Origin of the sequence: Paludisphaera borealis (genome assembly GCF_001956985.1) — a bacterium.
Classification (GTDB): Bacteria; Planctomycetota; Planctomycetia; order Isosphaerales; family Isosphaeraceae; genus Paludisphaera; species Paludisphaera borealis.
The window spans coordinates 5223554-5249820 of record NZ_CP019082.1 but is presented as its reverse complement, the minus strand read 5'-3'; the positions used below and the strand labels follow the sequence as shown (position 1 = coordinate 5249820).

At 67.0% G+C, this 26267-nt stretch carries 21 protein-coding genes; 10 read left to right on the top strand and 11 right to left on the bottom strand.

All coding sequences use genetic code 11. The annotated features are described in order from the left end of the window. Positions 1–60 precede the first annotated feature (60 nt). On the bottom strand, positions 61–945 hold the full coding sequence (locus tag BSF38_RS20240) for an Ig-like domain-containing protein (RefSeq protein ID WP_145952246.1): 885 nt from the start codon (positions 943–945) through the stop codon (positions 61–63). A gap of 323 nt (positions 946–1268) precedes the next feature. After that, positions 1269–3599 (bottom strand): arylsulfatase, encoded by a 2331-nt coding sequence (locus BSF38_RS20235; RefSeq protein WP_076351199.1) that lies wholly within the window; start codon positions 3597–3599, stop codon positions 1269–1271. 524 nt (positions 3600–4123) lie between these two features. On the opposite strand from BSF38_RS20235, the gene BSF38_RS20230 reads away from it, so the two are divergent. Further along, the gene (locus tag BSF38_RS20230; RefSeq protein WP_083713117.1) at positions 4124–5920 is read left to right on the top strand and encodes a M20/M25/M40 family metallo-hydrolase; all 1797 of its coding nucleotides are present in this window, start codon (positions 4124–4126) and stop codon (positions 5918–5920) included. Between the two features lie 21 nt (positions 5921–5941). Here BSF38_RS20230 and BSF38_RS20225 read toward each other — a convergent pair whose 3' ends face one another. Both BSF38_RS20225 and BSF38_RS20220 read right to left on the bottom strand, forming a co-directional pair. Next, positions 5942–6232 carry a hypothetical protein gene (locus BSF38_RS20225; protein ID WP_076348653.1) on the bottom strand — a complete coding sequence of 97 codons (291 nt, stop codon included), beginning with the start codon at positions 6230–6232 and terminating at the stop codon, positions 5942–5944. Positions 6233–6254: 22 nt separating this feature from the next. Further along, positions 6255–7019, bottom strand: a complete 765-nt coding sequence (locus tag BSF38_RS20220) for a TerC family protein (protein ID WP_076348651.1) — start codon at positions 7017–7019, stop codon at positions 6255–6257. A 333-nt stretch (positions 7020–7352) separates the two neighbouring features. Between BSF38_RS20220 and BSF38_RS20215 the strand changes: the two genes are divergently transcribed. Both BSF38_RS20215 and BSF38_RS20210 read left to right on the top strand, forming a co-directional pair. After that, the gene (locus BSF38_RS20215; RefSeq protein WP_076348649.1) at positions 7353–8963 is read left to right on the top strand and encodes a DUF2271 domain-containing protein; all 1611 of its coding nucleotides are present in this window, start codon (positions 7353–7355) and stop codon (positions 8961–8963) included. Between the two features lie 25 nt (positions 8964–8988). Beyond that, on the top strand, positions 8989–9630 hold the full coding sequence (locus BSF38_RS20210; RefSeq protein ID WP_237170538.1) for a PepSY-associated TM helix domain-containing protein: 642 nt from the start codon (positions 8989–8991) through the stop codon (positions 9628–9630). 132 nt (positions 9631–9762) lie between these two features. Here the strand turns inward: BSF38_RS20210 and BSF38_RS20205 are convergent, their stop codons facing one another. Next, positions 9763–10578, bottom strand: a complete 816-nt coding sequence (locus tag BSF38_RS20205) for a spondin domain-containing protein (protein WP_076348647.1) — start codon at positions 10576–10578, stop codon at positions 9763–9765. A gap of 203 nt (positions 10579–10781) precedes the next feature. On the opposite strand from BSF38_RS20205, the gene BSF38_RS20200 reads away from it, so the two are divergent. From BSF38_RS20200 to rpsR, 3 genes are all read left to right on the top strand, one after another. Beyond that, entirely contained in the window at positions 10782–11423 is a 642-nt protein-coding gene (locus BSF38_RS20200) for a sigma-70 family RNA polymerase sigma factor (RefSeq protein ID WP_076348645.1), read from the top strand. After that, entirely contained in the window at positions 11420–11719 is a 300-nt protein-coding gene (locus tag BSF38_RS31745) for a zf-HC2 domain-containing protein (RefSeq protein ID WP_083713115.1), read from the top strand. Before BSF38_RS20200 ends, BSF38_RS31745 begins: the two co-directional genes overlap by 4 nt. A 162-nt stretch (positions 11720–11881) precedes the next feature. Beyond that, the gene (gene rpsR, locus BSF38_RS20190) at positions 11882–12124 is read left to right on the top strand and encodes a 30S ribosomal protein S18 (RefSeq protein ID WP_076348643.1); all 243 of its coding nucleotides are present in this window, start codon (positions 11882–11884) and stop codon (positions 12122–12124) included. Positions 12125–12149: 25 nt separating this feature from the next. Here the strand turns inward: rpsR and BSF38_RS20185 are convergent, their stop codons facing one another. Beyond that, the gene (locus tag BSF38_RS20185; protein WP_076348641.1) at positions 12150–13721 is read right to left on the bottom strand and encodes a DUF1570 domain-containing protein; all 1572 of its coding nucleotides are present in this window, start codon (positions 13719–13721) and stop codon (positions 12150–12152) included. A gap of 254 nt (positions 13722–13975) precedes the next feature. On the opposite strand from BSF38_RS20185, the gene BSF38_RS20180 reads away from it, so the two are divergent. After that, complete coding sequence (locus BSF38_RS20180; RefSeq protein ID WP_076348639.1) at positions 13976–14527, top strand: hypothetical protein; 552 nt, start codon at positions 13976–13978, stop codon at positions 14525–14527. Positions 14528–14551: 24 nt separating this feature from the next. Here the strand turns inward: BSF38_RS20180 and BSF38_RS20175 are convergent, their stop codons facing one another. From BSF38_RS20175 to hisF, 4 genes are all read right to left on the bottom strand, one after another. Further along, a complete protein-coding gene (locus BSF38_RS20175; protein WP_076348637.1) occupies positions 14552–15283 on the bottom strand; it encodes a CvpA family protein in 732 nt (243 codons plus the stop codon). A 59-nt stretch (positions 15284–15342) separates the two neighbouring features. Continuing rightward, complete coding sequence (locus BSF38_RS20170; RefSeq protein WP_076348635.1) at positions 15343–17112, bottom strand: GspE/PulE family protein; 1770 nt, start codon at positions 17110–17112, stop codon at positions 15343–15345. 215 nt (positions 17113–17327) lie between these two features. Beyond that, positions 17328–18494 (bottom strand): type IV pilus twitching motility protein PilT, encoded by a 1167-nt coding sequence (locus tag BSF38_RS20165; RefSeq protein ID WP_076348633.1) that lies wholly within the window; start codon positions 18492–18494, stop codon positions 17328–17330. Positions 18495–18645: 151 nt separating this feature from the next. After that, positions 18646–19437 carry an imidazole glycerol phosphate synthase subunit HisF gene (gene hisF, locus BSF38_RS20160; RefSeq protein WP_076348631.1) on the bottom strand — a complete coding sequence of 264 codons (792 nt, stop codon included), beginning with the start codon at positions 19435–19437 and terminating at the stop codon, positions 18646–18648. A 372-nt stretch (positions 19438–19809) separates the two neighbouring features. Between hisF and BSF38_RS20155 the strand changes: the two genes are divergently transcribed. Further along, positions 19810–21060: an acyltransferase family protein gene (locus BSF38_RS20155; protein ID WP_076348629.1), complete on the top strand. Its 1251-nt coding sequence runs from the start codon at positions 19810–19812 to the stop codon at positions 21058–21060. Positions 21061–21067: 7 nt separating this feature from the next. On the opposite strand, the gene BSF38_RS20150 is transcribed toward BSF38_RS20155, so the two are convergent. Then, positions 21068–21661, bottom strand: coding sequence for an HAD family hydrolase (locus BSF38_RS20150; RefSeq protein ID WP_076348627.1), 594 nt, complete (start codon positions 21659–21661; stop codon positions 21068–21070). A gap of 240 nt (positions 21662–21901) precedes the next feature. Here BSF38_RS20150 and BSF38_RS20145 point away from each other — a divergent pair, with 240 nt between their 5' ends. Both BSF38_RS20145 and BSF38_RS20140 read left to right on the top strand, forming a co-directional pair. Then, positions 21902–22537: a sigma-70 family RNA polymerase sigma factor gene (locus BSF38_RS20145; RefSeq protein ID WP_076348625.1), complete on the top strand. Its 636-nt coding sequence runs from the start codon at positions 21902–21904 to the stop codon at positions 22535–22537. Between the two features lie 4 nt (positions 22538–22541). Continuing rightward, positions 22542–26174 carry a serine/threonine-protein kinase gene (locus BSF38_RS20140; RefSeq protein ID WP_237170537.1) on the top strand — a complete coding sequence of 1211 codons (3633 nt, stop codon included), beginning with the start codon at positions 22542–22544 and terminating at the stop codon, positions 26172–26174. Positions 26175–26267 lie beyond the last annotated feature (93 nt).

The window sequence follows — 26267 nt, the reverse complement described above, 5'->3', positions numbered from 1 at the left end:
TTCGGCCCTCCTGATGCAAGGCGAACTGGAGCGGGCCCGGTGACGAGTCGATCGACTCGCTCAGGATTTCAACGCTTTGACCGGTCCCTGGGGCGTCGCCTGGGCGATCTGCACGGCGGGCTCGGCCTTGGAGTGCCCCTTGGGCGGGACGATCGACAGAGTGAAGTACTGGCTCGAATTGCCGAGGTGTCCGGCCTCGTCGACCGCGCGGATGCGCAGCTTGTACGACCCGACCGCGAGCGGCGTCGAGAGCTGGATCGCGTACCGCCCGTTCTTCTCGGGCGTACCGGTGCCGACGACCTCTCCCGTGTCCTGATTATAGATCTGGAGCAGCGCGTTGGCCTGATAGGTGCCGCCGAAGGTCGGCTGGCTGAGCGGGCTGACGGAGTGACGAGAGTCGACCTGCGCGCCCGTCGCCTTGGTGATCGTCGGAACCCCGGGCGCGGGCATCGGCTGACCGACCACCTGCGCGAGCTGAAGGACCATTGCGTAGTCGTTCGTCGCCAGGAACACCGGCTGGATGCTCGCCGTGTCGACTTTCGTGACCAGCGAATTCATGGCCGTCGCCACCTGCGACGTCGCCTCGGGCGTGGCCCCCGAGGCTTGCAGCACGCTGATGAACGCGTTGTTCAAGACGCGGGCGTCCTGCGGCCGTAACGACGGCCGGCTGACGATGTCGCGCATCGCGAAGTTGTAGGCTTGCAGCGCACTCGAAGGCGCGGGGTGCAGCAAACTGACCATCGAGGTCAGTCCGGCCTGGATCTCGGACATCGTGTCCTTGGGCAGGAACCGGTTCGGCGAGAGGGTCCTGAGCGTGCCGGGAAGCCTCTCGATCCGATGGAGCTTGTCCTGGATCGTGATTGGCAGAATCTGACCGGTCGCCGGCGTCGTCATGCCGGTGAGGGCCGAAGCGGCCGACGCGGCCGACGCCGTGGAGAGCATCATCCGAGTCTCCATGCCTTCTGACCGGGGTATGAAACGGCGGCGGTCCATCGCACCACTCTCCTTGCGGATATCTGCGTTCAAGCGACTGGTCCGGAACCCCGGCGCTGGATGCTTACCGGCTGATCGCGCAGCCGACGAACACGAGTCGACCGGTAGACGTGACGCCCGGCGGCTCGTTGGCGATCGTTTTCGTTCTCGATTCGATATGTCGATCCGGAACCCTTTCAAGGCTCCGAGCGGCACTCTCTACCACAACCCCCCAACCTTGCCTAGAGCGGGTTTGGCGAACCACGACGGCGGCCGGCCCAGGTTCCGTCGGTTCGCTATTTCAGATCGATCGTCACTTTGCCGATCTTGCCGGTGAACTTGTTCTCACGCTCCTTGTAGTCGTCGGTCACGGGCGTCTCGCCGTCGAGGCCGACGTCCGCGCCTTCGTCGGCCGAGAAGATGTACCCCTGCGTCCTGTCGATCCGCCCTTCAGCGACTTTCTCGCCGTTGACGAGGATCGTGCCCGTGCCGCCCTTGCCCAGGCCGCCGCCGTCGTATTGGAACTCAAAGCGGATCGTCGCCGCGCCCTCGGGCAGCGCCTTGGGCGAAGCGACCTTGGAGACGCCGAGACCGAGATAGTTGTAAGCGTACATCGGCCTGCCATCCTTGACGAAGAGGCTCCACCCGCCGAACCGGCCTGCCTGGGCCAGGATCACACCGTCGGCGCTCCCCTTTGGAATCTCCACCTCGGCGGTGATGGCGTGCGACCGGTTTTTGATGTTGATGAAGACGTTCTCCGTCATTCCACGCATGCCATCGTAGACCGTCAGCGCAGTGCGGCCGGCCATCAGGTCGGGGCGGCCGACGAGGGCGGCGTTCACGCGCTCGAGGACGCGATCATCAAGGGGCAAGGCGTGGTTCTTGGCCGCTTCCGTGAGAAAGAGATCCTGCAACTCCTTCAGTTTTTCGGGGTGTTTCGCGGCCAGGTTGTTCGCCGAGCTGAAGTCCTCCTCGACGTGGTAGAGTTCCCACTTGTCTTCGAGCAAAGGATGCCGTGGCGTGCTTTCCCAGGCGGCGCGGTGGACGGTGTGGGCGAGCCAGCCGTCATGGTAGACGCCGCGGTTGCCGAAGATCTCAAAGTACTGCGTCCGGCGCCGGTCCTTGGCCTTGGCGTCGGCGAACGTGTAAAGCATGCTCACGCCTTCGATGGGCGTCTGCGGCGTTCCGTTCACCGATTTCGGTTCGGGCAAGCCGGCCGCTTCGAGGATGGTCGGCGCGACGTCGATGACGTGATGCCACTGCGATCGCACCTCCCCCTTGGCCGTAATCCCCTTGGGCCAGTGGACGACCATGCCGTTGCGGGTGCCGCCGTAGCTGCCGGCGACCTGCTTCGTCCACGTGAACGGCGCGTCGCCGGCCACGGCCCAGCCGGCGGCGTAGTGGCCGTACGAGTTCGGTCCGCCTAGATCGTCGAAGTGCTTCAGGACGTCCGCGACAGATTCGGGCACGCCGTTGAAGTAGGTCGCTTCATTGAACAAGCCGTTCATGGTCCCTTCGCCGCTCGCGCCGTTGTCGCCGACCATATAGAAGACGAGCGTGTTATCCAACTGGCCGAGGTCTTCGACGGCCTGGATGACGCGGCCGACTTCGAAGTCGGCGTATTCGCCGTACCCCGCGAATACTTCCATCTGGCGGGCGAAGAGCGTCTTCTCGTCGGCGCTGAGCGTGTCCCAATCCTTGATGGCCTCGGGTTTGGGCGCGAGTCTGGTGCCCGCGGGAACGACGCCGAGCTTGATCTGGCGGGCCAGCGTCTCTTCGCGGAGCTTGTCCCAGCCCTGGTCGAACTTGCCTTTGTACCTGGAAATCCACTCCTTCGGCGCGTGGTGCGGGGCGTGCGTGGCCCCGGGCGCGAAGTAGGTGAAAAACGGTTTGTCCGGCGTGAGCGATTTCTGGGCGCTCGTCCACTTGATCGCCTGGTTGGCCAGGTCGGTCATCAGATGGTAATTCGGATCTTTCGGTATTTCGACCCGAGTCATGTCTTCATAGATGGCTGGGGACCACTGATTCGTTTCGCCGCCGATGAAGCCGTAGAACTTGTCGAAGCCGGAGCGGGTGGGCCAGCGGTCGGTCGGGCCGGACGGGCTGACTTCCCAGGCGGCGGTCTCGTGCGATTTGCCGAAGGCGGCCGTGCTGTAGCCGTTGAGCCGTAACATCTCAGCAAGCGGAGCCACGCTGTTCGGGCGTTGCCCGGTCTGGCCGGGGAACGCGGTGGCCGTCTCCGTGATCGAGCCCATGTTGCAGACGTGATGGTTCCGGCCGGTCAGCAGGGCCGCACGGGTCGGCGAACAGAGTGCCGTGGTGTGGAACTGATTGTAGCGAAGGCCGCCCTTCGCCATCCGCTCCAGCGTCGGCATGTGGATCGGCCCGCCGAAGGCGCTGGATTGGCCAAACCCCATGTCGTCGATCAGCACGATCAGAACATTGGGCGCGCCATGCGGCGCCTTCACCTCGAAGCGCGGCGGCGCTTTCGCGTTGCGAGCGTCGAGTGTCGTGATCGGCGGAGACGAAGGCTCCCGGATCGGCAGCGCCGTTCGGTCCAGGTTGTATGCCGCCTCCTCGCGAGTCGTCGCCGCCGGATTCCCCGCGGAGGGGCCGGCTGCCGCCATCCAGCCGAATACAACGCTCATCCCAAGCAAAACCGGCACTCGTACTCTCGCGGCGCTCCACATGACGGCCTCTTTTCGTTGACCGACCAATGAACTTGGAGAGGTGACGCTCGACAGGCCCTCCTTGGCAACCAAAACCCAGCCTGGCGGCTGATAGAGTCTACGTCGCCCCAACCTCTCTCGCTATGGAGTTGTCTTCGACCACGTCACGCGGCGCTTCCTCCCCCTTTCAGGCCGTATGTGGCTGCCAAATCGTGTTCTCGCCTGAACCGAGTCGAAACCGCCTGAAAACACAGGGGTGCGATGGTCAAGAACCAATGCCAGATAGGTCTTACCCTATCTGTCACCGGGCGGCTTCGAGGCTTACGCCGGTTTTCTGCTCCGTTGCTACCTACGCCTCTGGCTAATCTCCCACAAAACCCTGGGAATCGGAACCGCGAGGGCGATACGATGGAATCGCCTCCCGCGGCTCGGCTCTCCTCCCGCGCCCGTTCTCCCGCTCGACCGACCTCAGGAGAAACTCCATGCCCCGCACCTCTGGAATCGTCCTGGCGCTGGCCGCGTCGGGATGGCTGTGGACGTCCGACCTTCGCGCCCAGGCGCCGCCCCCCGCCAAGGCCGAAGCCACTCAGGACGCAAAGAAACCCGAGCCCTCCAAGACTCCGACCGAGGCGAAGCCCGAGCCGCCCAAGCCGCCGGCCGATCCGATCGATCGCATCAAGGAAGAAGGGGACAAACGTTCGCAGGTCATGGCGACGCTCAGTTATCTGACCGACGTGATCGGCCCGCGCCTCACCGGGTCGCCGAACCTGAAGCGGGCGAACGAATGGACCCGCGACGCCCTGGCGAACTGGGGCCTGGAAAACGCCCACCTCGAAGCCTGGGGGCCGTTCGGAAAAGGCTGGACGCTCAAGCGGTTCTCGGCCCAGGTGATCGAGCCCCAGTGCATCCCCCTGATCGCCGTTCCGAAAGCCTGGTCCCCCTCGATCGAGGGGACGCTGACCGCCGAGGTGGTTTACTTCGACGCCAAGACCGAGGCCGATTTCGAGAAGTACAAGGGCAAGCTCAAGGGCGCCGTCGTCCTTACAAGCGCTCCGCCCGAGGTTCTCGCCCGGTTCGCCCCCCTGGCCAGTCGCCGTACCGACAAGGAGCTGCTCGACCTGGCCGACGCCCCCGAACCCGGCGGCCGTCGCGGCCGGACGTTCGACCCCAAGCTCCGCGCCCAGATGGAGCTGGCGTCGAAGAAAACCAAGTTTCTGGCCGACGAGGGCGCAGCGCTCTTGATCGACCCCAGCCGCACCGGCGACGGCGGCACGCTGTTCGTCCAGTCGGCGAGCGTCCCCGGATCACCGCCCCCCTTGCCGCCCTCCGAGGGTTCCCCGGACGCCGCCCGGACCCCTCCCCCACGGCGGATCTCTCCCTGGGATAAGGACGCCCCCAAGATCATCCCCCAGCTCGTGATGGCCAAGGAGCACTACAACCGCCTGGTCCGGATGATCCAGCAGGGCGAGAAGATCAAGGTCGCGGTCGACCTCGCCGTCGAGTTCCACGGCGACGACCTCAACGCGTACAACACCGTCGCCGAATTGCCGGGAACCGATCGGAAGGACGAGATCGTCATGCTGGGCGGCCACATCGATTCGTGGCACGGGGGCGTCGGCGCGACCGACAACGCCGCCGGCGTGGCCGTCGCGATGGAGGCGATGCGCATCCTCAAGGCGCTCGATCTCAAGCCGCGCCGGACCGTCCGCATCGGCCTCTGGAGCGGCGAGGAGCAGGGCCTCCACGGCTCGCGCGCCTACGTATCCGAGCATTTCCGCAAGGCGCCCGAGGACCGGGGCGGGGCCGCGAGCGAAGACGTGGACACGCGGGAAAACGTCGCGAGCAAGCCCGAGTACGACAAGTTCTCGGCGTATTACAACCTCGACAACGGCACCGGCAAGATCCGCGGCGTCTACCTTCAGGGCAACGAAGCCGCGCGGCCGATCTTCCGCAAGTGGCTCCAGCCGTTCCGCGAGATGGGCGCCACGACGCTGACCAGCTCCAACACCGGAGGGACCGACCACCTGTCGTTCGACGGCGTCGGCCTGCCCGGTTTCCAGTTCATCCAGGACGAGGTCGAGTACGGCACCCGCACCCACCACTCGAACATGGACGTCTACGACCGCGCCCAGGCCGACGACCTGAAGCAAGCCGCCGTGATCATGGCCGCGTTCGTCTACAACACCGCCATGCTCGACGAGAAGCTTCCCCGCAAGCCAATCCCGCCGCGCGCCCGTCCCGCCGTTCGCGCCGCGGCGCTCGACGCCCCGACGCAGTAATCGCCGAGTTCACCAACGCCGCTACGGATAGCGGCGTTCGAGGTCGGCGACGAATCGCTTGACTTGCCGCACGCCGCAGTGGTGAGCCCTGGGAAACCGCTCGCGAATCCCTCGGTCGGCCGCCTCGAGAAGCTGGGGCCAGAGCGCGACGGCACCGATGATCAGGAACGGTGTGCCGATCGGTCCCGGCAGCAGCACGCCGCCGACGCCGGCGACCACAAACAGGATCGCCAGCTCCTTGGGAATCGGTCCGATCGCCTCGGAGTCCTCGACTCGCGTCAGCTCGCCGCCCGTCGCCTGGATTGCGGACATGCTCGGACCCCTGTTGGTTGGATTATTGCTCGGCGATGCGTTCCAGTTGGGCGTCGGCGGTGGCTCGTCCGTCGTCGGTCTTGTCGTCGACCACGGGCTGAGGCGATTGCTTGGATTGCGGCAGCCACCAGTTGATCGTCAGGCAGAGCGTGACCAAGAACACGCGCAACGCCCACTTGCCCCAGTGCGGAAATGCGGGGAAGCCCGAGACGTAGCCGGCGGCGAAGAAGGTCTCCAGGTCCTCGGCCATCATGTCGGCCGCGGCCCAGGCCAGGACGGCCGCTCCGGCATAGGCGATCCATCGGTAGCGACTCATCATCTCGGTGATGACCGCGCTCAGGGCCAGCAGCATCGAGATCGACAGGATCAGCCCGAGAAAGATCAGCCACGGATTGGAATCGCTCGCGCTGGCGATCGCCAGCACGTTATCGAGGCTCATGATGAGGTCGGCCATCGCGATCCGCTGGATTGCCTTGAGCATTGAGGTCGGCGCGGCGTGAGGGTCTGCGGCGGCCTGCCCTTCCTCCTGCATCAGTTTGCAGGCGATCCAGGCGAGCAAGACGGCGCCGAAGAATCGCAGGCCGGGAATCATGAGCAGGTAGAAGACGACGAACGTCAACCCGATCCGCATCACGATCGCCAGGCCGCAGCCCCAGAACATGGCCTTCTTGCGCTGGGCGGGCGGGAGACGATGGGCGGCCAGGCCGATGACCACGGCGTTGTCGCCGGACAGTACAAGATCGAAGAGGATGATCTTCAGGATCGGGATCAGGTAGTCGAGCGTCATGCGATTCTCGGAAATTCAGGTCGGAGGCGTTCGCGGCCGCGACCCGCCGTCCGTCCGGGGCCGTCTCCGCCGGAAACGAGCATTCCCAGCTCACGCCGATCGACGGCGTCGCAAAGCTTCCATCATAGCCCAGCCGCGCACGCCTGAAAACAGCTAACGCCCGATCGCGTCGAGCGTCTCGCCCCCTTGATTGATCCCCCTTGATCCCTGGGATAAAATGCTCCGTGCTCGCGGTCGAGAACCTAACACACCTAGGAGCGCCAGACCTCTCGGGCGTCGCCCGCCCTTCTCGCCCCGGAGAGGAACCGCGGCTTCCGCCTCCGGCCCACCTTCATGAAACACCCTCACACCGCCCCGCCGCGACGTCCGTTCCGGCTCCTGACCTGCCTCGTCCTGGGCCTCGGCTGCCTGACCGCCGGCGCGTCGGCCGACGAACCGCACGTCTTCTCGCATGAGAGCGTGATGGGAACCTCATTGGAGCTGCGCGTGTGGGCCGACGGCCGCGACCTTGCTCGCGACGCCGAGGCCCGCGTGCTGGGCGAGATCGACCGACTCTCGGCGATCCTCAGCGGCTACGACCCGAACAGCGAGTTCTCGCGATGGCGACGCGCGACGGGACGACCGATGGCCGTCTCGCCGCCGCTCTGGGACCTGCTGCAAGCCGCCGACGCCTGGCGGACCCGATCCGCCGGCGCCTTCGACCCACGAGTAGAAATCCTCAGCAAGCTCTGGACCGAATCCGCCGCGAACGGACGCGAGCCTTCGGCCGACGCGACCCGGCAGGCGCTCGACGTCCTGGCCAGCCCCGCCTGGCGACTCGACGCCGACGCCCGCACGGCCGCGCCGCTGTCGGAGTGTCCGCTCAGCCTCAACGCGATCGCCAAGGGCTACATCGTCGAACGGGCGTGCGACGCCGCGATGAAACTCGGCGGCGTTCGCGGCCTCGTGCTCAACGTCGGCGGCGATCTTCGCGCGGTCGGCGAGGCCGTCGGGGCGATCGGCGTGGTCGACCCACTGGCCGATTCGGAATCGTCGACGCCGTTGACCGTGATCGAAGTCCCCGACCGCGCGGTCGCCTCCAGCGGCCGTTCGCAGCGCGGGTTCTCGATCAACGGACGCTGGCACTCGCATATCTTCGACCCGCGCACGGGCCAGCCGGTCGAGGCCGTCGCCGGGGCCACGGTCGTCGCGCCGCGATCGGCCGACGCGGACGCCCTGGCCACGATCTGCAACGTCCTCACGCCCGACGAAAGCCTCGGGCTGGTCGACGCGACCGCCGACGCCGCCTGCCTGATCGTGCTCGCCGACGGCCGGACCGTCCGCAGCGCCCGATGGACCCGCTACGAACATCCCGCTTTCGCGCAGTCCGCCGCGAGCCCGGTCGGCCAGGAGCCGAAGCCGGCCAAAGCCGAGAAATCGACCGAAGCCGAGAAGCCGGCCGCCGCGCCGTGGAACGCCGACTACGAGCTGGCGGTCGATTTCGAGATCAATAATCCGTCCGACGCGGGGCGTCGCTATCGGCGGCCGTACGTCGCGGTCTGGGTCGAGGACAAGGAGGGGCGGCCGGTCCGCAACTTGATCTTGTGGCTCTCGCAGGGGGGGGCCGGGCCGTTCCAGTGGGTCCCCGACCTCAAGCGGTGGTATCGCGCCGACCAGCTTCGCAAGCAGACCGACAAACGCGAGATGATCTTCACGATGGCGCGGGCGACCCGCGCGCCGGGCAAGTACAAAGTCGTCTGGGACGGCAAGAACGACCTGGGCAAGCTCGCGCCCCAGGGCGACTATACGATCTTCATCGAAGCCGTGCGCGAGCACGGCACGTATCAGAGCATCCGCAAAGACGTGACTCTCGCCGCCACGCCGTTCACCGAGGACCTGAAGGGGAATGTCGAGATCAAATCCGCCACCATCGCGTACCGTCGCAAGCCCGAGCCCAAGAAGTGACGACGACGCGAACGAGCCCGCGACCGTGATCGTGACCGAAACGCCGGCCGCCGGCCGTCCTCGACGCCGCCGGCTGGCGATCCGGTTCGCGGCTTTCATCCGCTGGCTGCACATCTACGTCTCGATGTTCGGTCTGATCGCCGTCCTGTTCTTCAGCGTGACGGGCGTGACGCTCAACCACCCCGACTGGTTCCTCGGCGAGATGGAGAGCCGGAGCGACGTCGAGGGACGGATCGATCCCAAGCTGCTGATCCCCGCATCCCCCTCGGGCGAGGTCGCGAAACTCGAAGTGGTCGAGCACCTGCGCAAGGCCCACGACGTCCGCGGCGCGCTCGTCGAGTTCAAGGTCGACGACGCCGAGTGCCTGGTCGCCTTCAAGGGCCCCGGCTACGCCGCCGACGCCTTCATCAACCGCGACGACGGCAAGTACACCCTCAGCCAGACCGCCCACGGCCTCGTCGGCGTGATCAACGACCTCCACAAAGGCCGCGACTCCGGCCCCGTCTGGTCGCTGGTCGTCGACGTCTCCGCCCTGCTACTCGTCGTCATCTCCCTCTCCGGCCTGATCTTGATCTTCTACCTCAAACTCCGTCGCGTCCCCGGCGTCGTCGTCGCGATTGCGGGAGGATTCGTCGTCGGCCTCCTCTACTGGTTCGGCGTGCCGTGAGACGTCGGGGCGAGCGGAAGGCGCCGGTCCCCTGGCTGGAATGATCTAAGGGGAGCCAACGAATAATGACAGGAGCCAACGCCCCCCGCGCGACCTCTGGTGCGGTTCATCTCTACTCGGAACGGCCTGGCCTTAGGCCCGTCGCCGCGACGCCTTCCGAACCGATGCGATCAGCAATCCCCCTGCGCCGGCGCCGAGAAGGACCAGGCTGGAAGGCTCGGGGACCGACTGGATCTGGAAGGTGGCGAGCAGGTCGTCCGGGGAGATGATGTGGGAGATGTCGTAGCCGTAGGGGGTCGCCTTGCCGAGGATGCTGTTCAAATAGTCGGTCTGGTCTGGGCCGCCGAAGACCAGGGCGATCACGCCTCCCTGGGCGACGTGGTCGTTGATGTTGTCGCCGACGATGAAGGCGGCGCCGAAGGCGATGTTGTTGACCTCCGTCCCCGCGTCCCAGACGTTCTTGCCATAGACCTGGATCGTCTTGGGGCCGAGGAACGCGCCGGACGCGTCGAAGACCTCGAACGCCTTCGGGTCGGCGTTGCCCATGAAGAAGTCGTTGGAGGGAACGACCATCGAGGCGAAGCTCAGGTACCGATTCATCGACGGATCGGCGACGCTCAACAAAGCAGTCACACCGGAGCCGGGCCCGATCGGGGCCGAGCCGGCGACCGTCTGGTCGCCGTGGCCGGCGAACGCCGCCAGCAGAGCCGAAGGCTTCCCGAGTTCGGCCGTGGTCTGGATCGTGGACGAAGCCGTGCCGCCGGCCGTGAACGTCTGGTAGGAGCCGTCATGAAGGCCGAACCAGACCGGCGCAAACGCGAACCCGCCGGCAGGCTGATTGTTCGTGACGGTGATCTGGAGAGTGTCCGCGGTCGCGGGCGCCGAGAATGCCAGCGCCAACACGGCCGCGACGGCCGGGAACCACGCTCTTTGGTTGTGAAGTCGCATCAGTGCTCCTTGCTTCCTGAGTCCGTTTCCGGACTACCTCGAATACGCGGCCCATCGCCGACGTCTCCGGGATGAGTCGCAGCGCCGGGGCGAGCGTTACGAGCCGTTCCGATTTTTTTCCTCGAACCCCGCGTCTTCGCCCTACAATGGGCCTGGCCTCGGCGGTCGCCGAGGGTCGCGGGCGCAAGACGGAATGAGGGAGCATGACGGTCGAGCCTGGCCGGAAGACCGACTCCCGGGAACCCCCGGAATCGCCGACGGACCCCGAGCGCTGGCTCGATGAGCATGGCGATGCGCTCTACCGCTATGCGCTCGCGCATGGAATCCGGCGCGACGCGGCCGAGGATCTCGTCCAAGAGTGCTTCCTGGCCGCGCTCCGCGCCCGCGAGCGATTCGACGGCGATTCCTCGGAACGCACCTGGCTGCTGGCGATCCTCCGCCACAAGCTCGTCGACCACTACCGGCGCGGAGCGGCGGTTCGCGTCGAGTCGGCATGGGACCTGGAGGAAGACGGCCCGCGCAGCGGCATCCTCAACCGCTTCTTCCGCGACGACGGAACCTGGCGCCGCGCCCCTTCGGCCTGGAAAATCGCGTCTGACCCGATCGAGAGTCGCGAGTTCCTCGACTTCCTCGACGCCTGCCTCGAACGGCTGCCCGGCCCCCTCGCCGCCGCGTTTCTCCTCCGCGAGGTCGAGGGCCTGGATATGGACGTCGTCCGCCAGCGGCTCGCGATCGCCTCGGGCAACCTCCGCATCCGGCTCCATCGCGCCCGGCTCTTGCTGCGCGACTGCCTCGGCAAGCATGGCTTCGGCGAGCCCGCCGACGACCCCAGGAGGACGACGTGAGCCGGCACGGTCGATGGACCCGAATCCTGACGCTGCACTGCGAGACCGCCTCCGAACTCGCGTCCCAGGAGATGGACGAGCCGCTCGGCTTCGCCGACCACCTGGCGCTCCGCGCGCACATCCTCATCTGCCGGTCCTGTCGCCGGTTCCAGCGCCAACTTCTCTGGATGCGCCTCGCCGCCCGCTCCCGCTCCCGCGTCGGCGTGCTCGACCAGGCGACCCTTTCCCCCGAAGCCCGGGTCCGAATCGCCGAGGCCCTGCGCGAAGGTGGAAACGACGACGGACCGCCCCCGTAGAGCGCGACATCGCGTCGGCGCGGTGAAGGCGGCTTGACGCCGCCGAGGATGTCACATAAGCTGTTTGTTTCGCACCTGGTCGGCGCGACAACGCCGGGGGGGGCTGGTCACGGCCCGCACCGAGCGACCTTTTTTACGTAAGCGGCTGAGGACAGAAGGTTTATGCCCCGGAAGAAGTTTGGACGCAACCGCAAGAATCGCTGCCGGTTTTGCACTCCTGAAGGCTGTCCCCGTCCGGCCTATGTCGACTACAAGGACATCGGCCTGCTGAAGAAGCTGTGCACCAATCAGAGCAAGATGTTCTCCCGCAAGCGAAGCGGCAATTGCGCCGCGTTCCAGCGGGCTTCGAGCGCCGCGGTGAAGCGGGCTCGGTTCATGGGCCTGCTGCCGTACGTCGGCGAGTAAGCTCAAAGCGACGCGAACCCTTCCCTCATGAGGCGGGCGGGTTCGCGTAAAACGCTTTGAACCGGCGTTCGAGCTGATCGACGGGAATGTCCAGCCGGTCTTCGAGCGAACGGCCGGACGACCGCTTGATCCGCCCCCGGTAGGCGTCGCGCACGTAGTCGAGGAACGGCTCGCGGTGCGCGCCCTGGTCGGCTTGCATCAAGAAGACGGTCAGGGCCATCGCCTGCTGATAGTTGACGTAAATCCGCTCCTCGCGGTTGAAGGCCTGCTGATCCTGTTGCAGGAACTCCGCCAGGGGCATGAACTTGCCGGCCTTGAGCGACCGCACCGCTTCTTCAAGCCGCGCCCCGACGAGCCCGCCGACCTCGATCGACTTGTCGGGCAAGGTCTCTACGGTCTCGAAGTAGGTGCCAAGCCCTTCGAAGACCCAGTAGTTGCCCACGTTCCGGGTGTAGGCGTTGCGGCCGGCCGTCTCGAACAGAAGCTGGTGCGAGACCTCGTGATAGAGGGTCGCCGTCACCGGAAGCTGGCCGTCGACGTCGCGAAAGAAGTAGGCCGTCGCGCGGTTCCCCTTGCCCGGCTTGGGAGGATCGTAATAGCCCAGGCTGTTGGAAACGTCGTCGTTCGTGACCGTGCGAACCCGGCGCAGGTATTCGTCGTGGTCGGCGAAGTAGAGAATCCGGTGCTGCTGATAGGTTGTGACGCCGGTCAGCGAGGGGGAACGGAGCCTTTGCGCCAGGTGAAGGTTCTCGCCCACGACGTCGGCCGTCAACGCGAAGAAGACGTCGTAAAACGCCTCCAAGCGGCGGCTGAACACGATCGCCTCGGCGAGCGGCACGTTGGTCTGGACCTCGAAATGCTCGGTCCGGATCGTCCAGGGGGGCCGCCAGTCGGCCCGCAGCTTGTCGGCCTCGTCCGCCGGCAGCCAGGTCGTCTTGCTCTGGCCTCGGATCGTCGGGGCGGGGAGTTCCCCCAGCTCAAGGTGCATGATCCAGTCGGCGGGCATCCAGCCGTAGACCGGGTGCGCGACGAAGCCGTTCTTGAGCTTGTCGACGGCGAACGGCCGCGCCCAGCCGCCGTCGTAGGGAACATAGCCGAGAAGCCGACGAGCCTCAGCGTGGTCGGGGTCGCGTTCGAGGATCATGCGGAGGTAGAGCCCCGCCTTGGCCAGGTGCGGCGGGTCGGCTTTGGCCGCCTTCCGCACGAGGTCGAGGAGATCCTTGACCGACTGCGAGCGGATCGCTTTCAGCTCCTTCTCCCAGTCGGACGACGGTGAGGCCGGTGCCTTGGACTTGGTCTCGGCCGGGCGACTTGGCACGCTCGCCAGGCCGGCATGCGGCTCGACGACCGGGGGCAGAGGCTTGATGCGGGTCGCCACGCCGGTCGGCGGCGCGGGCAGAAGGCCCCGGACCGCGCCGGCCGCCTTGGTCTCGGACCGAACTTGCAGGCGGTCGGCGAGAGCGCGAAGCGCTACGGCCTCGCGCGTCTGAATCGCCGCCGAGGCCTTGCCAAGCTCGGCGCTGAGGTCGGCCGTCGCCGTGGGCGAGGGAACTTGAAGCGTCAAGGCGAGGCCGGCGAGCAGAAGGGTCGACGTCATGCCAGGGTCCCCGGGGCGTCGTGGCGAGGATCGCGGAACCGAACACGCATGCACGGGTGCTCATCAGGGAAAGACGAACGCCCTCCGATATTATTCGGTCCCGCGGCCGCCGACGCCACTTGAAAACGGGCTGGAGGCGCGAGACGGGTTGGGCTGGACGGCCCGGGCGAAGGCTCGCACAATGCGGCCCGGGGGCGGGCTGCGCGTCCCCGGCGGATCAGAAGACGACCAACGGGAAACGGAGACGACCGGCCATGGACTCGTCGCGTCCTCGCCTTGCGAATGTGCTCATGCTGATCGTGGGACTGGCCCTGGGACTGGCCCTCGCCAACGGCCGACCGCCGCAACTTCGGGCGGGCGGCGGGGATCGGTCGGGCGAGTCGGCCGTCACCACCGGACCGATCGCGATCCGCTACGACGAGGGCAACAAAACCCAGATCCCCCAGGACGCCCTGTACTACCTGGATTACAAGGCGGGCAAGTTGCTGGCGACGATCCCCACGTTCCGCCAGACGCTCAACTCGACCCGATATCTGGAGCCGTTCGCCGAGCGCGACCTGGTGACCGATTTCAAGGTCGACGTCGACAACGGCCCGCGCCCGCACTTCCTGATGACGACCGGCCAGCTCGGAACCTTCGGCGCGGGATGGGCGCCGCTGTTCGTGTTCGAGACGAACTCGGGCCAGGTCGCCGTGTATCGAATTCAGCAGCAAACGGTCGGGATCAAGAATCAGATGAAGTTCGAGCTGCTCGAACTCCGCGCGGTGAGCCCGCCGACGGCGGCGGCGCCCCCCTCCCAGCCCTGACCATTCGATCCCGCCTGGACCGGCTCAGTTCGGCGCGCCCGGCGGTCGGCCCGGCGGCCCGCCGGCGGCTCCCGCGCCGGGCGCGGCGGCGGCGGTTCCCGCCTCTTCGCGGAGGATCGCCCCTTCACCGTATGGACGGGCTTCCTGGCGGTCGAGCAGCCAGCGGCCCCGGGGATCGAAGATCTGGACCGGGACGAGCTGATTGCCGGCGGTCTTGCCGTACGAGCGGTAGGGGTCGCGCGCGCCGACTCCGTAGCGGGCGAAGATGTCGCCGGTCGTGTGCTGGAAGAAGCCCAGCCAGTGGTGGTCGAGGCCCAGGCCGAACGGCGGCCGGCGGTCGTAGGTGATGTAACCGAACATCTGCTTGTGGATCGGCGCGGCGTGGAACGACAGGAGGATGATCGAGAACGTGACGAGCACCGTTCCCAGCGCGAAGATGAGCCGGGTGACGTGGAAGACGGCCGCCGGGAAGCGGACCTGAGCCGGCGCGATGGTCTCGGTGATCATTCGCAGGAGCAAGAGCGAGACGCAGAAGATCAGCATCATGCTGAGGGTGTCGGAGAAGCCCCAACCGATGCCGGTGGAATCGATCAACTGGGCGAGCGGCTCGTAGAAGTTGAACGCGATCATGCCGGCGAAGACGACGTTGAAGAACATGAGCGCCGCGCCCCAGGCGCCTTCGCTGGAAACGACGTAGGTCATGAACAAGATCAACGCCGCGAAGATCAGGTCGACGACTGCTGGTGGCACGGACATAGGAAGGATCTCGTTCTACGGTTGGGGGATGACGAACCGTTTCAGCCGTGGGACGTCGGTTATTTGACGACGCGGAGCAGTTCCTCGATCGAAGTCCGCCCCTGGATGACCTGGCGGAGGCCGTCTTCCTGGAGGTAGATCATGCCGCTCTTGCGGGCCTCGGCCTTGATCTTGGTCAGCGACGGGTTCTCGCGGAGCATGTCGCGGATCGGCTCGGTGATGACCAGCAGCTCGAAGATGCCGGCCCGTCCGAAGTAGCCGGTGCCGCCGCACTGGGGGCAGACCTGCTCGGGGTTCTCCGGCCGTCGGTAGAAGACGTCGACCTTGTCGGCGGGCAGATTGGCCTTCTTGAGGAACTCGGGCTTGGGCTTGTAGGGCTCCTTGCAGCCTTCGCAGAGGAGCCGGACGAGCCGCTGGCCGAGAACCGCGGTGAGAGCCGAGGCGATCATGAACGGCTCGACGCCGAGGTCGAGCAGCCGGAACAAGGCGGTGACCGCGTCGTTGGAGTGGACGGTCGAGAAGACCATGTGGCCGGTGTTGGCCGCCTGGCAGGCGATCGTCGCCGTCTCCTGGTCGCGGATTTCGCCGATCATGATGACGTCGGGGTCTTGCCGCAAGATCGACCGCAGGCTGGTGGCGAACGTCTGGCCCGATTTGGTGTTGATCTCCATCTGGGTGACGTTGTCGAGCTGGTACTCGATCGGGTCTTCGACGGTGATAATGTTCCGCTGATAGCGGTCGATCTCCCGCAACGCGGCGTAGAGCGTGGTCGACTTGCCCGACCCGGTCGGGCCGCAGCAGAGGAACATGCCGTGGGGCTGGGTCACCAGGCTGCGCGCCTGCTCGACCAGCTTGGGACGCATGCCCAGGTCTTCCATCTTGGTCACGGCCGACGTGTTGTCGAGGATTCGCATGACCAACTTCTCGCCGGCCTTCGACCCCGAGGTGCTGACCCGGAAATCGAGGTCGCGGTTCTGGAGCTTGGCGCCGAACGAGCCGTCCTGAGGCTTGCGCTTCTCCGAGATGTCCATCGCGCAGAGCACCTTGATCAGGTTGACCACCGCGTCGCCCGTCGGCCGGTCGAACGGCTCGGCGGCGTGAAGGATGCCGTCGATCCGGTAGCGGACCGAGAGCTGCTCGGAGGTCGGCTCAAGGTGGATGTCGGAGGCTCGCCGCAAGACGGCGTCGTAGACCAGCTCCTTGGCCGCCATGAACGACCGCGACTCCTCCGCCTGGCGGACCCGGCTGGGGTCTTCCTTGGCCATCCCGGCGCTCTTGCCCACGAACGTGATCGGCGGGCCGGCGCGGTCCATGGTCGTGACGTCGCGATTGAACAACGGCCGCGTGCCCATCGAGGCCAGGATGTTGTTGGCTACCTCGCCGAAGTGGTAAGGCGTGAGCACCTTCTGATCGTCGGCGACCGTCTGGTTGCGGACGAAGACGTACGTCAGGATCGGAATGAGGTAGGCCAGCAGCAGGAGCGTCAGCCCGACCGGATAGATCGGGATCGCGAAGAGCATCACGATGCCGAGCACGCCCGAGAAGAAGATCACGCAGTTCCAGGTGGCGAACTTGAGGTTGTTGAGCCTCTTGGTGTCGTGCTCGACCCAGTCGGTCGTCCAGGTCCACAGCAGGTAGATCAAGACCACCGGGATGAACTTGAACAGGTTGAGGTAGAACCCCGGCCCGCGCGGGGAAACGAAGGGAGCGGGATCGCCAGCGGGAGCCTGGGCGAACAGCGGAGTCAAGACGTCGGCCGCATCGGCCCCCGCAACGACGCCGAGCGTCACGATCAGGAACGTCGCGAGCACCGGAAACGGACGAATCATTGAAGACCTTTCTTGCGTGCGATGTCCCAGGCCAAACACGAATCGGCCCCCGGGTGTGGGAGGCCGCGACCGGACCGGCGCCCCACTCGGCCGACTTCGCCGAGATCGGGGAACGAGCCCCGGACGACGCTCACTTGGCGACGCCCCAGGCCACGCGCGGCCGTCCCGGCGATGGGGGGCCGCCGGAACGCCCTCGGATCGATACGCCGTGCCCCTTAGAGAATACCAGGTTGGTTGATCGTAATCCCCTTGAGCGCCATTTTCAAAGCCTCGGGGCTCGGAGCCACTTCGAAGGCGGTCGCGCGCTCGATCTTTTCACCCACGACCAGCAGCCGCAGGCTCTCGGTGAAGTCGAGCATTCCCTCGTCCTTGCCGATCCGGATCGCATCGCCGAGCTTGGTGTCCTCTTCGCTGAGGATCAGCTTCTTGACCGTCGGATTGATCCGCATGATCTCGTTGGTCGGCACCCGCCCGACTCCCTTGTCGGCCCATTCCTTGGTGGTCGGCAACAGCTTCTGGGCGACGACCGCCTTGAGGTTGAACGCCAGCGACTGGCGGAGCGGCGCGTGCATCTCGCGCGGAAACAAGTCGAGCAGACGGCTGATCGTCGAGGGCGCCGTGCCGGCGTGGATCGTGCCGAACACGAGGTGCCCCGTCTCGGCCGCGTGCATGGCCGCGCTGAACGTCTCCCTGTCGCGCATCTCGCCCACCAGGATGATGTCCGGGTCCTGCCGCACCGCGTGCTTCAGCGCGATGTCCCAGTTGAGGACGTCGATGCCGATCTCGCGCTGGTTGATGATCGACTTGTCGTCCTTGAACGTGTACTCGATCGGGTCCTCGATCGTCACGATGTGCATCCGCTCGCGCTGGTTGACGTACTGGAGCATCGAGGCGATCGTCGTGCTCTTGCCCGACCCGGTCACGCCGGCCAGGATGATGATCCCCTGGTCGTACTGGGTGATCTCGGCCAGGACCGCCGGCAGGTGGAGGTCTTCGAACGTCGGGATCTTGTTGTTGACCCGGCGGGCCACCAGGCTGAGCCGACCGCGCTGCTTGAACAGGTTGACGCGGAACCGGGTCTCGGTGTCGCCGTCGTAGATGATGTGGGCGAAGTCGGCGCCCCCTTCCTCGTCGAGAATCCCCCGCTGGCGAGGGGTGAGCAGGGGGTACATCAGCCGTTCCATGTCCGACGCCGTCAGCGGCGGGAGCTGCATTTGCCGCAGGACGCCCGCGAGCCGCATCGACGGCGGCATCCCGACCTTCAGGTGCAGGTCCGAGCCCTTGTACTTGATGCACATCCGGAACAGCTTGTTCGCCTCGGGCTCGGTGGGGGCGACCTCGACGTTGGGTTCAATGGCGCTGGAGTCAGTGGCGGTCGACATCGGCAGGCTCTCCTCGGGATGCGAAAATGATCGTTGAGGATGGATCGCGGCGAGGTCTGTTCCAGTGGGTTTTTCCGCCGGGCGTCGGGCGGTTCGCGGACTTCAACGGCGGAACGAAAGCCAGGTCGTCGCGGCCTCGGACCGTCCGTCGTCAGCCCGCCGCCGAGGCGGGTCGGGGCCGCCGGACCGCGACGCCGCGGGCGGCCAGATAGTCTTTGGTCTCCGGGATCGAATACTCGCGATAGTGGAAGATGCTCGCCGCCAGTGCCGCGCTCGCGCCGGCCTCGGCCAGAACGGCCCGCAGGTGCTCGGGGCTCCCCGCTCCGCCCGACGCCACCACCGGCACCTCGACGGCGTCAACCACCGCGCGGGTCATCTCCAGATCATAACCGTTCTTGGTGCCGTCGGCGTCCATGCTGGTCAGGACGATCTCGCCGGCGCCCAGCCGCTCGACCTCGACCGCCCAGGCGACCGCCTCCAGGCCCGTCGCGATCCGGCCGCCGTTGATGTGCACCTCCCAGACCTCGCGGCCGTCGCGCCGCACCCGCTTGGGATCGATGTTCACCACGATGCACTGGCTGCCGAACCGTCGCGCCGCCCGGTGGATCAGGTCGGGGTTGCGCACCGCCGCCGAATTGATCGAAACCTTGTCGGCGCCCGCCTTCAAAAGCGCCCGGACGTCGTCCAGGGTCCTGATCCCGCCTCCCACCGTCAGTGGCATGAAGCAGACCTCCGACGTCCGACGCACCACGTCCATGAGGATCTCGCGTTCCTCGTGGCTCGCCGTGATGTCCAGGAAGACCAACTCGTCGGCCCCCTCGGCGTCGTACCGCCGCGCGACCTCGACCGGGTCGCCCGCGTCGCGCAGGTTGAGGAAGTTCGTCCCCTTGACCACGCGGCCCTGGTTCACGTCCAGGCACGGGATGATCCGCTTCGACAGCATGCAGAGCCCCTCTCGGGACGCCGTCGGAGGAACCCCGCGAGCCGCGCCCGAACCGATCCTGTCACGTACAGTTACGACCGAATCCTGCAAGAGGACGTCGAGGTATTCTATAACACTCCTTCCGTCGATCCTAGTGGCTCGCTGAAAGATCTCATTCCCCCCTCCCCGGCCTTCCGACGCTCCCTCGCCGCGACGACCGGCGCAGCTTGATACCACACCAAATCGATCGACTCACGTAACATTGCCCTTGACCCTTCCCGGCGGCGACGGAATCAATAGAGCGTCGGCGTCGCGGGACGCGTGCTCGCCGGCTTCCGGTTCCCCGCCGCGCGGGGCTGCACTCGTGCTGACCTGACAAGGCCGCTTGGTTTCATGAAAACGCACTTCGTTCCCGACGCCCGGCCCGGTTCAACCTCGACCTCGCGCCCGCGGCTCACGGCGATCTCGGGGCTGAGGCTCGTCGCCTGCTTGCACATCTACGTTTTCCACATCATGCAGGCGCATCGCGCCGGGCTGATGACGTTTGAAATCCTGGATCGGCTGCCGACGCCGGTGTCGCGGATTCTGAGTCAAGGTTTCATCTCGACGGGGGTGTTCTTCCAGCTATCGGGGTTTCTGCTGGCTTATGCGTATCTTCGTCCCGACGGCCGGCCCAAGGTTTCCGACCGCGCATTCTGGGTCGGGCGGGTGTTCCGGTTGTATCCGCTTTATCTGCTTTCGCTGATCCTGCTGGCACCGGCTCCTGCGTTGTTGCCGATCACGGCGAAGCCGACGACCCCGGGCGACATGGCGGCGATGGTCGCCACGAACCTGACCTTGATCCAGTCGTGGTTCCCGTCGTACGCGATCGCCTGGAACGCCCCGGCGTGGGCGCTTTCGGCTTTCGTGCCGCTCTATCTCGTGTTCCCGGGCTTCAGTCGATGGATCGCGGGCTTCGAAGCTCCGGCGCTGCGCAGGATGCTCGGCGGGTTGCTCGCCGCTTCGATCGCCCCGGCGTGCGCGTACATGATCGTCGACCCTTACGGCGACGCCTGGAACGCCACGGCCATCACGCTCGGCGGGTTCTGGCTCAACGTCCTTCGTTTCGATCCGCTCGTCTGGCTCCCCCAGTTCCTGGCCGGCGTGGTCCTCGGCCGGCTCGTCGTTCTGAGGACGAACGAACCGGCAGACGGGCCGAAGTCGGGAATCGCGCGCGGCGACCTGGCGGCGGCGGCGATCCTCGGAATTCTGGCCTTCGCGCCCGTGCCGTACGTCTTGCTCCGTCACGGCCTCCTGGCTCCGCTGACGCTCGTCGTCCTGGCCGACCTCGCCGCCGGGAAGGGGTTCCTCAGCCGCCAGCTTTCCGGCTCCTGGCAAGACCGCCTGGCCGACGCCGGCTTCGGCCTGTTCGCGTTGCAGATGCCGGTCGGTCTCGGGTTCGCGTTGGCCGTCTTCCGAGGATCGACCGGCACGACGGGCCAGCTCGCGGCTCTCGTGATCGTCACTCTCGCCGCCGCCCTGACCTGGTCCGAATTCGTCCAGCGCCCACTCTTGCGACGGCTGCGGAAGAGGTCGACGCCGGTGATCGGCGGCGAATCGGCGAGTCGCGAACGGCCTTTCGCCACGACGGCGGCCGTGGACTGAGGTCGGGCTAATCGACGATCCGTCGCATCCCGGCGCCCATCGCCGACGGCTCGCGACTCAGCAGTTCTTCGGGGACGAGTTGAACCAAAGCGCCAAGGCGGTCCGCGGCGTTGTGGTCGGGCTCTCCGCCGGCGCCGGCCAGGATGGCCGAGAGCTCCTGAAAATAGCTCAGCTCGTCGTAGGGGCGACGGACGAGCGTGATGTCAGTCCAGCCGCCGTTGACCTGATAAGCTCGGTAGGTCACCGCGATGCGGATCCTCTGCTGGCCTCGGTGCTCGAGGAATCGTCGAAAGCCCTCGAAATCCCGCATGACCTCGCGCTGGACCTGAGGACTCGCCAACTCACCGAGCGTATCGGGCAGCCAGAGGTGCAGCGTCTCGGAACGGACGATCATGCCCGCGCCGGGATACTCGTAGGTCGCCCCCCCTTCATCGGGTCGAGTCGAATCGGCGCTCAACCAGGCCGCCCACGTCATCGCCGCGACGAGGAGGACGATCAGGGCGGTCGCCGCGCCCTGGACCAGGACAATGCGTCCCGTCCCGGGGAAAGCCGTCTGGCGGGTCCATGATTCCATCTCACGGCCGTTGTATGATTGGAGCATGGCGAATGATTCCACAAGACCGCTGGGATTCAGACCGCACCTTACTTCCTTGAACCGCGCGAATCGTCGCCGACGGGACAATTCGATCGGAGATGGTGCCCGAGCGGCCCCGGTCCGCCCCGGATTCGGCTCATAATTTTCGTGATCGATGTCCCGCGCGGGGGCGTTTGCGCGGTTTCATGCTTGTTAGGGGTTCGCGCGCGAGGGGGATGCGGTCTTGAAACCCTGGTGGAAACATCCATGACCTGCAATTCGAGTGAGACGAACAAGTTGCTCGAACAGGCGGCCCAGGGCGATCCTCAGGTGCTTGAGGAGCTTCTGGTCCGGCATCGCGACCGGCTCCGCCGGATGATCGCCGCGCGGCTCGATCCGAGGCTCAAAAAGCGGATCGACCCATCGGATGTGATCCAGGAGGCGTACCTGGAGGCCTCGACGCGACTGCCGTCTTATCTGCGCTCTCCCACGATGCCCTTCTTCCTGTGGCTCCGATTCCTCACGGGCCAGAAGGTGGTGACGTTGCACCGCCGCCATCTGGGCGTCCGGATGAGAGGCGTCGACCAGGAGGCGTCGTTCCGTCCGGGCGCGTTTCCCGAAGCCTCGTCGGCCGCGTTGGCCGCTCATTTCGTGGACCACGGCGCCCGCCCCAGCGAAGCCGCGATCCGCGCCGAGACGAGGGAACGGCTCCGCATCGCCCTCGACGGCATGGCGCCGATCGATCGCGAGGTGCTGGCGCTGCGGCATTTCGAGCAGTTGAGCCGCGCCGAGATCGCGACGGTGCTCGGAATTTCCGAGGCCGCGGCCGGCAAGCGGTATCTCCGCGCGCTCGAGAAGCTGAAGCAGATCATGAATCCCGCCGGCGACGGCTCGGAGAGTTGACGCGATGAGCGAGCCGTCCGCCGACCTCGACCCGTTCGAGATCCTGATCGACGAATTCCTCGACAAACATCGAGGGGGCGAACGGCCGTCGTTGACCCAATTCGTCGGCGAGCACCCCGACCACGCCGAGCGGCTCCGCTCGCTCATCCCGGCCATGCTGGCGATGGAGGAACTGGGCCTCGAAAGCGAGGCCGGCCCTCCGTCCGGTCGATCCGCGGCGCTCGCTCGGATGCCCCAGCGGCTGGGCGACTACGTCCTGATTCGCCCCGTCGGGTCGGGGGGCATGGGAGTCGTGTACGAGGCGGTCCAGGAATCGTTGGGCCGCCACGTGGCCTTGAAAACCATCACCTTCCAGCACCCCAGCGACACGACCGGCCTTGAGCGGTTCCGCCGCGAGGCCCTCGCCGCCGCGCGGTTGCAGCACGCCCACATCGTGCCCGTGTACGGGCTCGGCGAGCACGACGGCCTCCATTTCTTCACCATGCAGTTCATCGATGGGCTCGGGCTTGACCTGGTGCTCCGCGAAGTCCGTCGGCAGCGGCGCAAGCCCATCGCCGCCGATCCGCCGACCGACCAAGAGCTTTCGAGCGGTCTGGCCCGGGACCTTTACCACGGCCGGTTCCACCCCCAGTCGACCCCGGTCGCGGACTCCGCAAGCGAGGCGCGATCGGAGACCCCGATCGCGCCGATCGTCCGAACCAGTCCGTCTCCACGGATCGAGGCCCGCTACTTCGACAGCGTGGCGTGGCTCGGCGTCCAGGTGGCCGAGGCTCTCGAATACGCTCACCGGCAGGGCGTCCTCCACCGCGACATCAAACCGTCCAACCTGCTGATGGACGCGAACGGACACGTCTGGGTCACCGACTTCGGGCTGGCCAAGATTCAAGACGGCGACGAGTTGACGCGGACCGGCGACGTCGTCGGGACCTTGCGGTACATGGCGCCGGAGCGGTTCAGCGGCTGGTCCGACCCCCGGAGCGACGTCTTCGCCCTGGGGGCGACGTTGTACGAGCTTCTGACGTTCCGGCCGGCGTTCGACGAGCCGGACCGAGTCAGGCTGATCGATCGCCTGCTGAACGGCAGCCCGACGCCGCCTCGGCACCTCGACCGTCGATTCCCGCGCGACCTGGAAACGATCGTCATGAAGGCGCTCGCCAACACGCCTGGCGAGCGGTACGCAACCGCCGGCCAGTTGGCGGAGGATCTGAGGCGGTTCGTCGCGGGCCGACCGATCCTCGCCCGCCGATCCGGCCGGATCGAACGAAGCTGGCGGTGGTGCCGCCGCAACCCGGCGGGCGCCGGCGCGGCCGTCGTCGTCGCGGCGGCGCTGGCGACCGCCGCGACGACCTCGATGATCTACGCCTACGAGCAAGGCAGGGCGGCGCGCGAGGTCCAGGGCCTGGCCGACGCCCTTTCCAACGAGCGCGAGAGCCTGCGTGAGGCGTTGGCCGAGCAAGTCAGGGCCGCTCGCGAGATCCAGGAACTCGCGGACGCCCAAACCAAGGTGCGCGAGAGCCTGCACGTGTCGCTGGCCGCGACCCAACGTCTCCTGGCCCGGCAAGACTTCGACCGCGGCCAGGCGGCTTTCGAGAAGGAGGAGATCGCCGCGGGGCTGCTCTGGACGCTTGAGAGTTGGCGGTCGGCCCGCGACGCGGCCGACCTCGACTGGCAACACCTCGCGCTCGCCAACGTGTCCGCCTGGAGCGAACGGTTCCCGCGCCTGAAAAGCCTCCTCTCCCACGAAGGCCCCGTCGACGCCGCCGCCTTCAGCCCCGACGGCAAGACCATCCTCACGGGCGGCGACGACCGCACGGCGAGGTTCTGGGACGCCGATACGGCCCGGCCGATTGGAGAACCCCTGCAATTTCCCGGCGCGGTCCAGAGTGTGGCGATCAGCCCCAACGGCGAGACCGCGTTGATCAGCGGCAGCGACGGCGCGGCGAGGTTCTGGGACGTCGCCGCCAGGCGACCAGTCGGACCGCCGCTAACGCACAAAAGCGGAATTCTCTGCGTGGCGTTCAGTCCCGACGGCAAGATGGTCGCCACCAGCGGCGCGGACAAGACGGCCCGGCTCTGGAACGCCTGGACCGGCGAGCCGATCGGCGCGCCCCTCGCCTCTCAGCGGCCGGTCACCGCCGTCGCGTTCGATCCGGGAGGCGCGATGATCGCCACCGTGAGCCGGGATGCGACGGCCCAACTCTGGAACACCTCCGACGGCGGGCCGATCGGCGGGCCGCTGGAGCATACAACCGAGCTCCTGTCCGTGGCGTTCCGCCCCGACGGCAAGATCCTCGTCACAGGCGGTTGGGGAGGCCGAGTGCGGGTCTGGGATACGACGACCGGCCAGCCGATCAACAGCGAGCCGAACCTGCATCGGGGCTACGTCCGAGGCATCGCGTTCAGCCCCGACGGCAAGACTTACGCCACGGCGAGCGAAGACAAGACGGCGAGGCTCTGGGACGCCGCGACCCACAGGTCCATCGGCCCTCCCCTCATCCACCAGGGGCCGGTCGTGGCCGTGGCGTTTCGCGCCGACAGCCGGGCCCTCCTCACCGCCAGCAGCGACCACACTGTGCGCGTCTGGGACGCCGAGTCGTGCCGCCATCGCAGGCCCGCCATGGAAAAGCCGCTCGCCGGCGAGACCGTCGCGTTCCTCCGCGACGGGAGGACCTTCCTCGCCGCCGGCGCGGGCCCGGCGCGGATCTGGGACGCCGCCTCGGCAGGCCAGGTCGGGGGCGGCATGCCCTCCTTGGGTCGGGTCCGCTCCGTCGCGGTCAGCCCCGACGGCAAGACCCTCGTCGTCGGCGGCTCCCCGGCGCAGCTCTGGGACGCCGCCACGCGGAAGCCGATCGGCCAGCCCCTCTGGCACCCGCAGGGCGCCGACGTCGTGGCGTTCAGCCCCGACGGCAAGACCGTCGCCACGGGGGGGGCGGATCGGACGACCCGCCTCTGGGACGCCGCAACCGGACAGCCGATCGGCGAGCCGGCCGTCCACCCCGGCTCGGTCGACGCCCTGACGTTCCAGGCCGACGGCCGGGCTCTCATCGTCGGACTCGACGCCGGCGCCGCCCAGGCCTGGGACGTGACGACCCGGAAATCCCTCGGCCCGATCCTTCAGCACCCGGGCGCGGTCAGCACCGTCGCGGTCAGTCCCGACGGTAGGTCCATCGTCACGGGCTGCGAGGACGGCATGGCCCGCATCTGGAACGCCGCCACGGGCGAACTCCTCGCCCCTCCCCTGCCGCACCTGGCCTGGGTCTTCGCCGTGGCGTTCAGCCCCGACGGCAAGTCGGTCGCCACCGGCAGCCGAGACCGCACTGCGCGAATCTGGGACGCCGCCACCGGACAGCCGATCGGCCCGGCGTTCCGGCATGCTCACGACGTCTGGTGCGTCAGCTTCGCTCCCGACGGCAGCTCGCTCCTGACTGGAGACATCGCCGGAACCGCGCGGATCTTCCCGATCGCCCGAGAACTACCCGACGACCTGGAACAGGCCGCCGCCCGGGTGGAGGTCCTCACGGGAGTACGGCTCGACGCCGCCCGACGATCGATCCAGTCCCTCGACAACGCGACCTGGCGGACGGCGCGCGACCAACTGAGAGAATCGGGCGCCCCTGGATTCGAGATCCGCCACTGACTCCCGCGCGTCCGGTCGGCCAGGTCCGATCACGAGCCCGGTGCGCCAGCGGGTGAATTTCCGGTGGCCGTTGGAATCGATTCACTCGCTGGC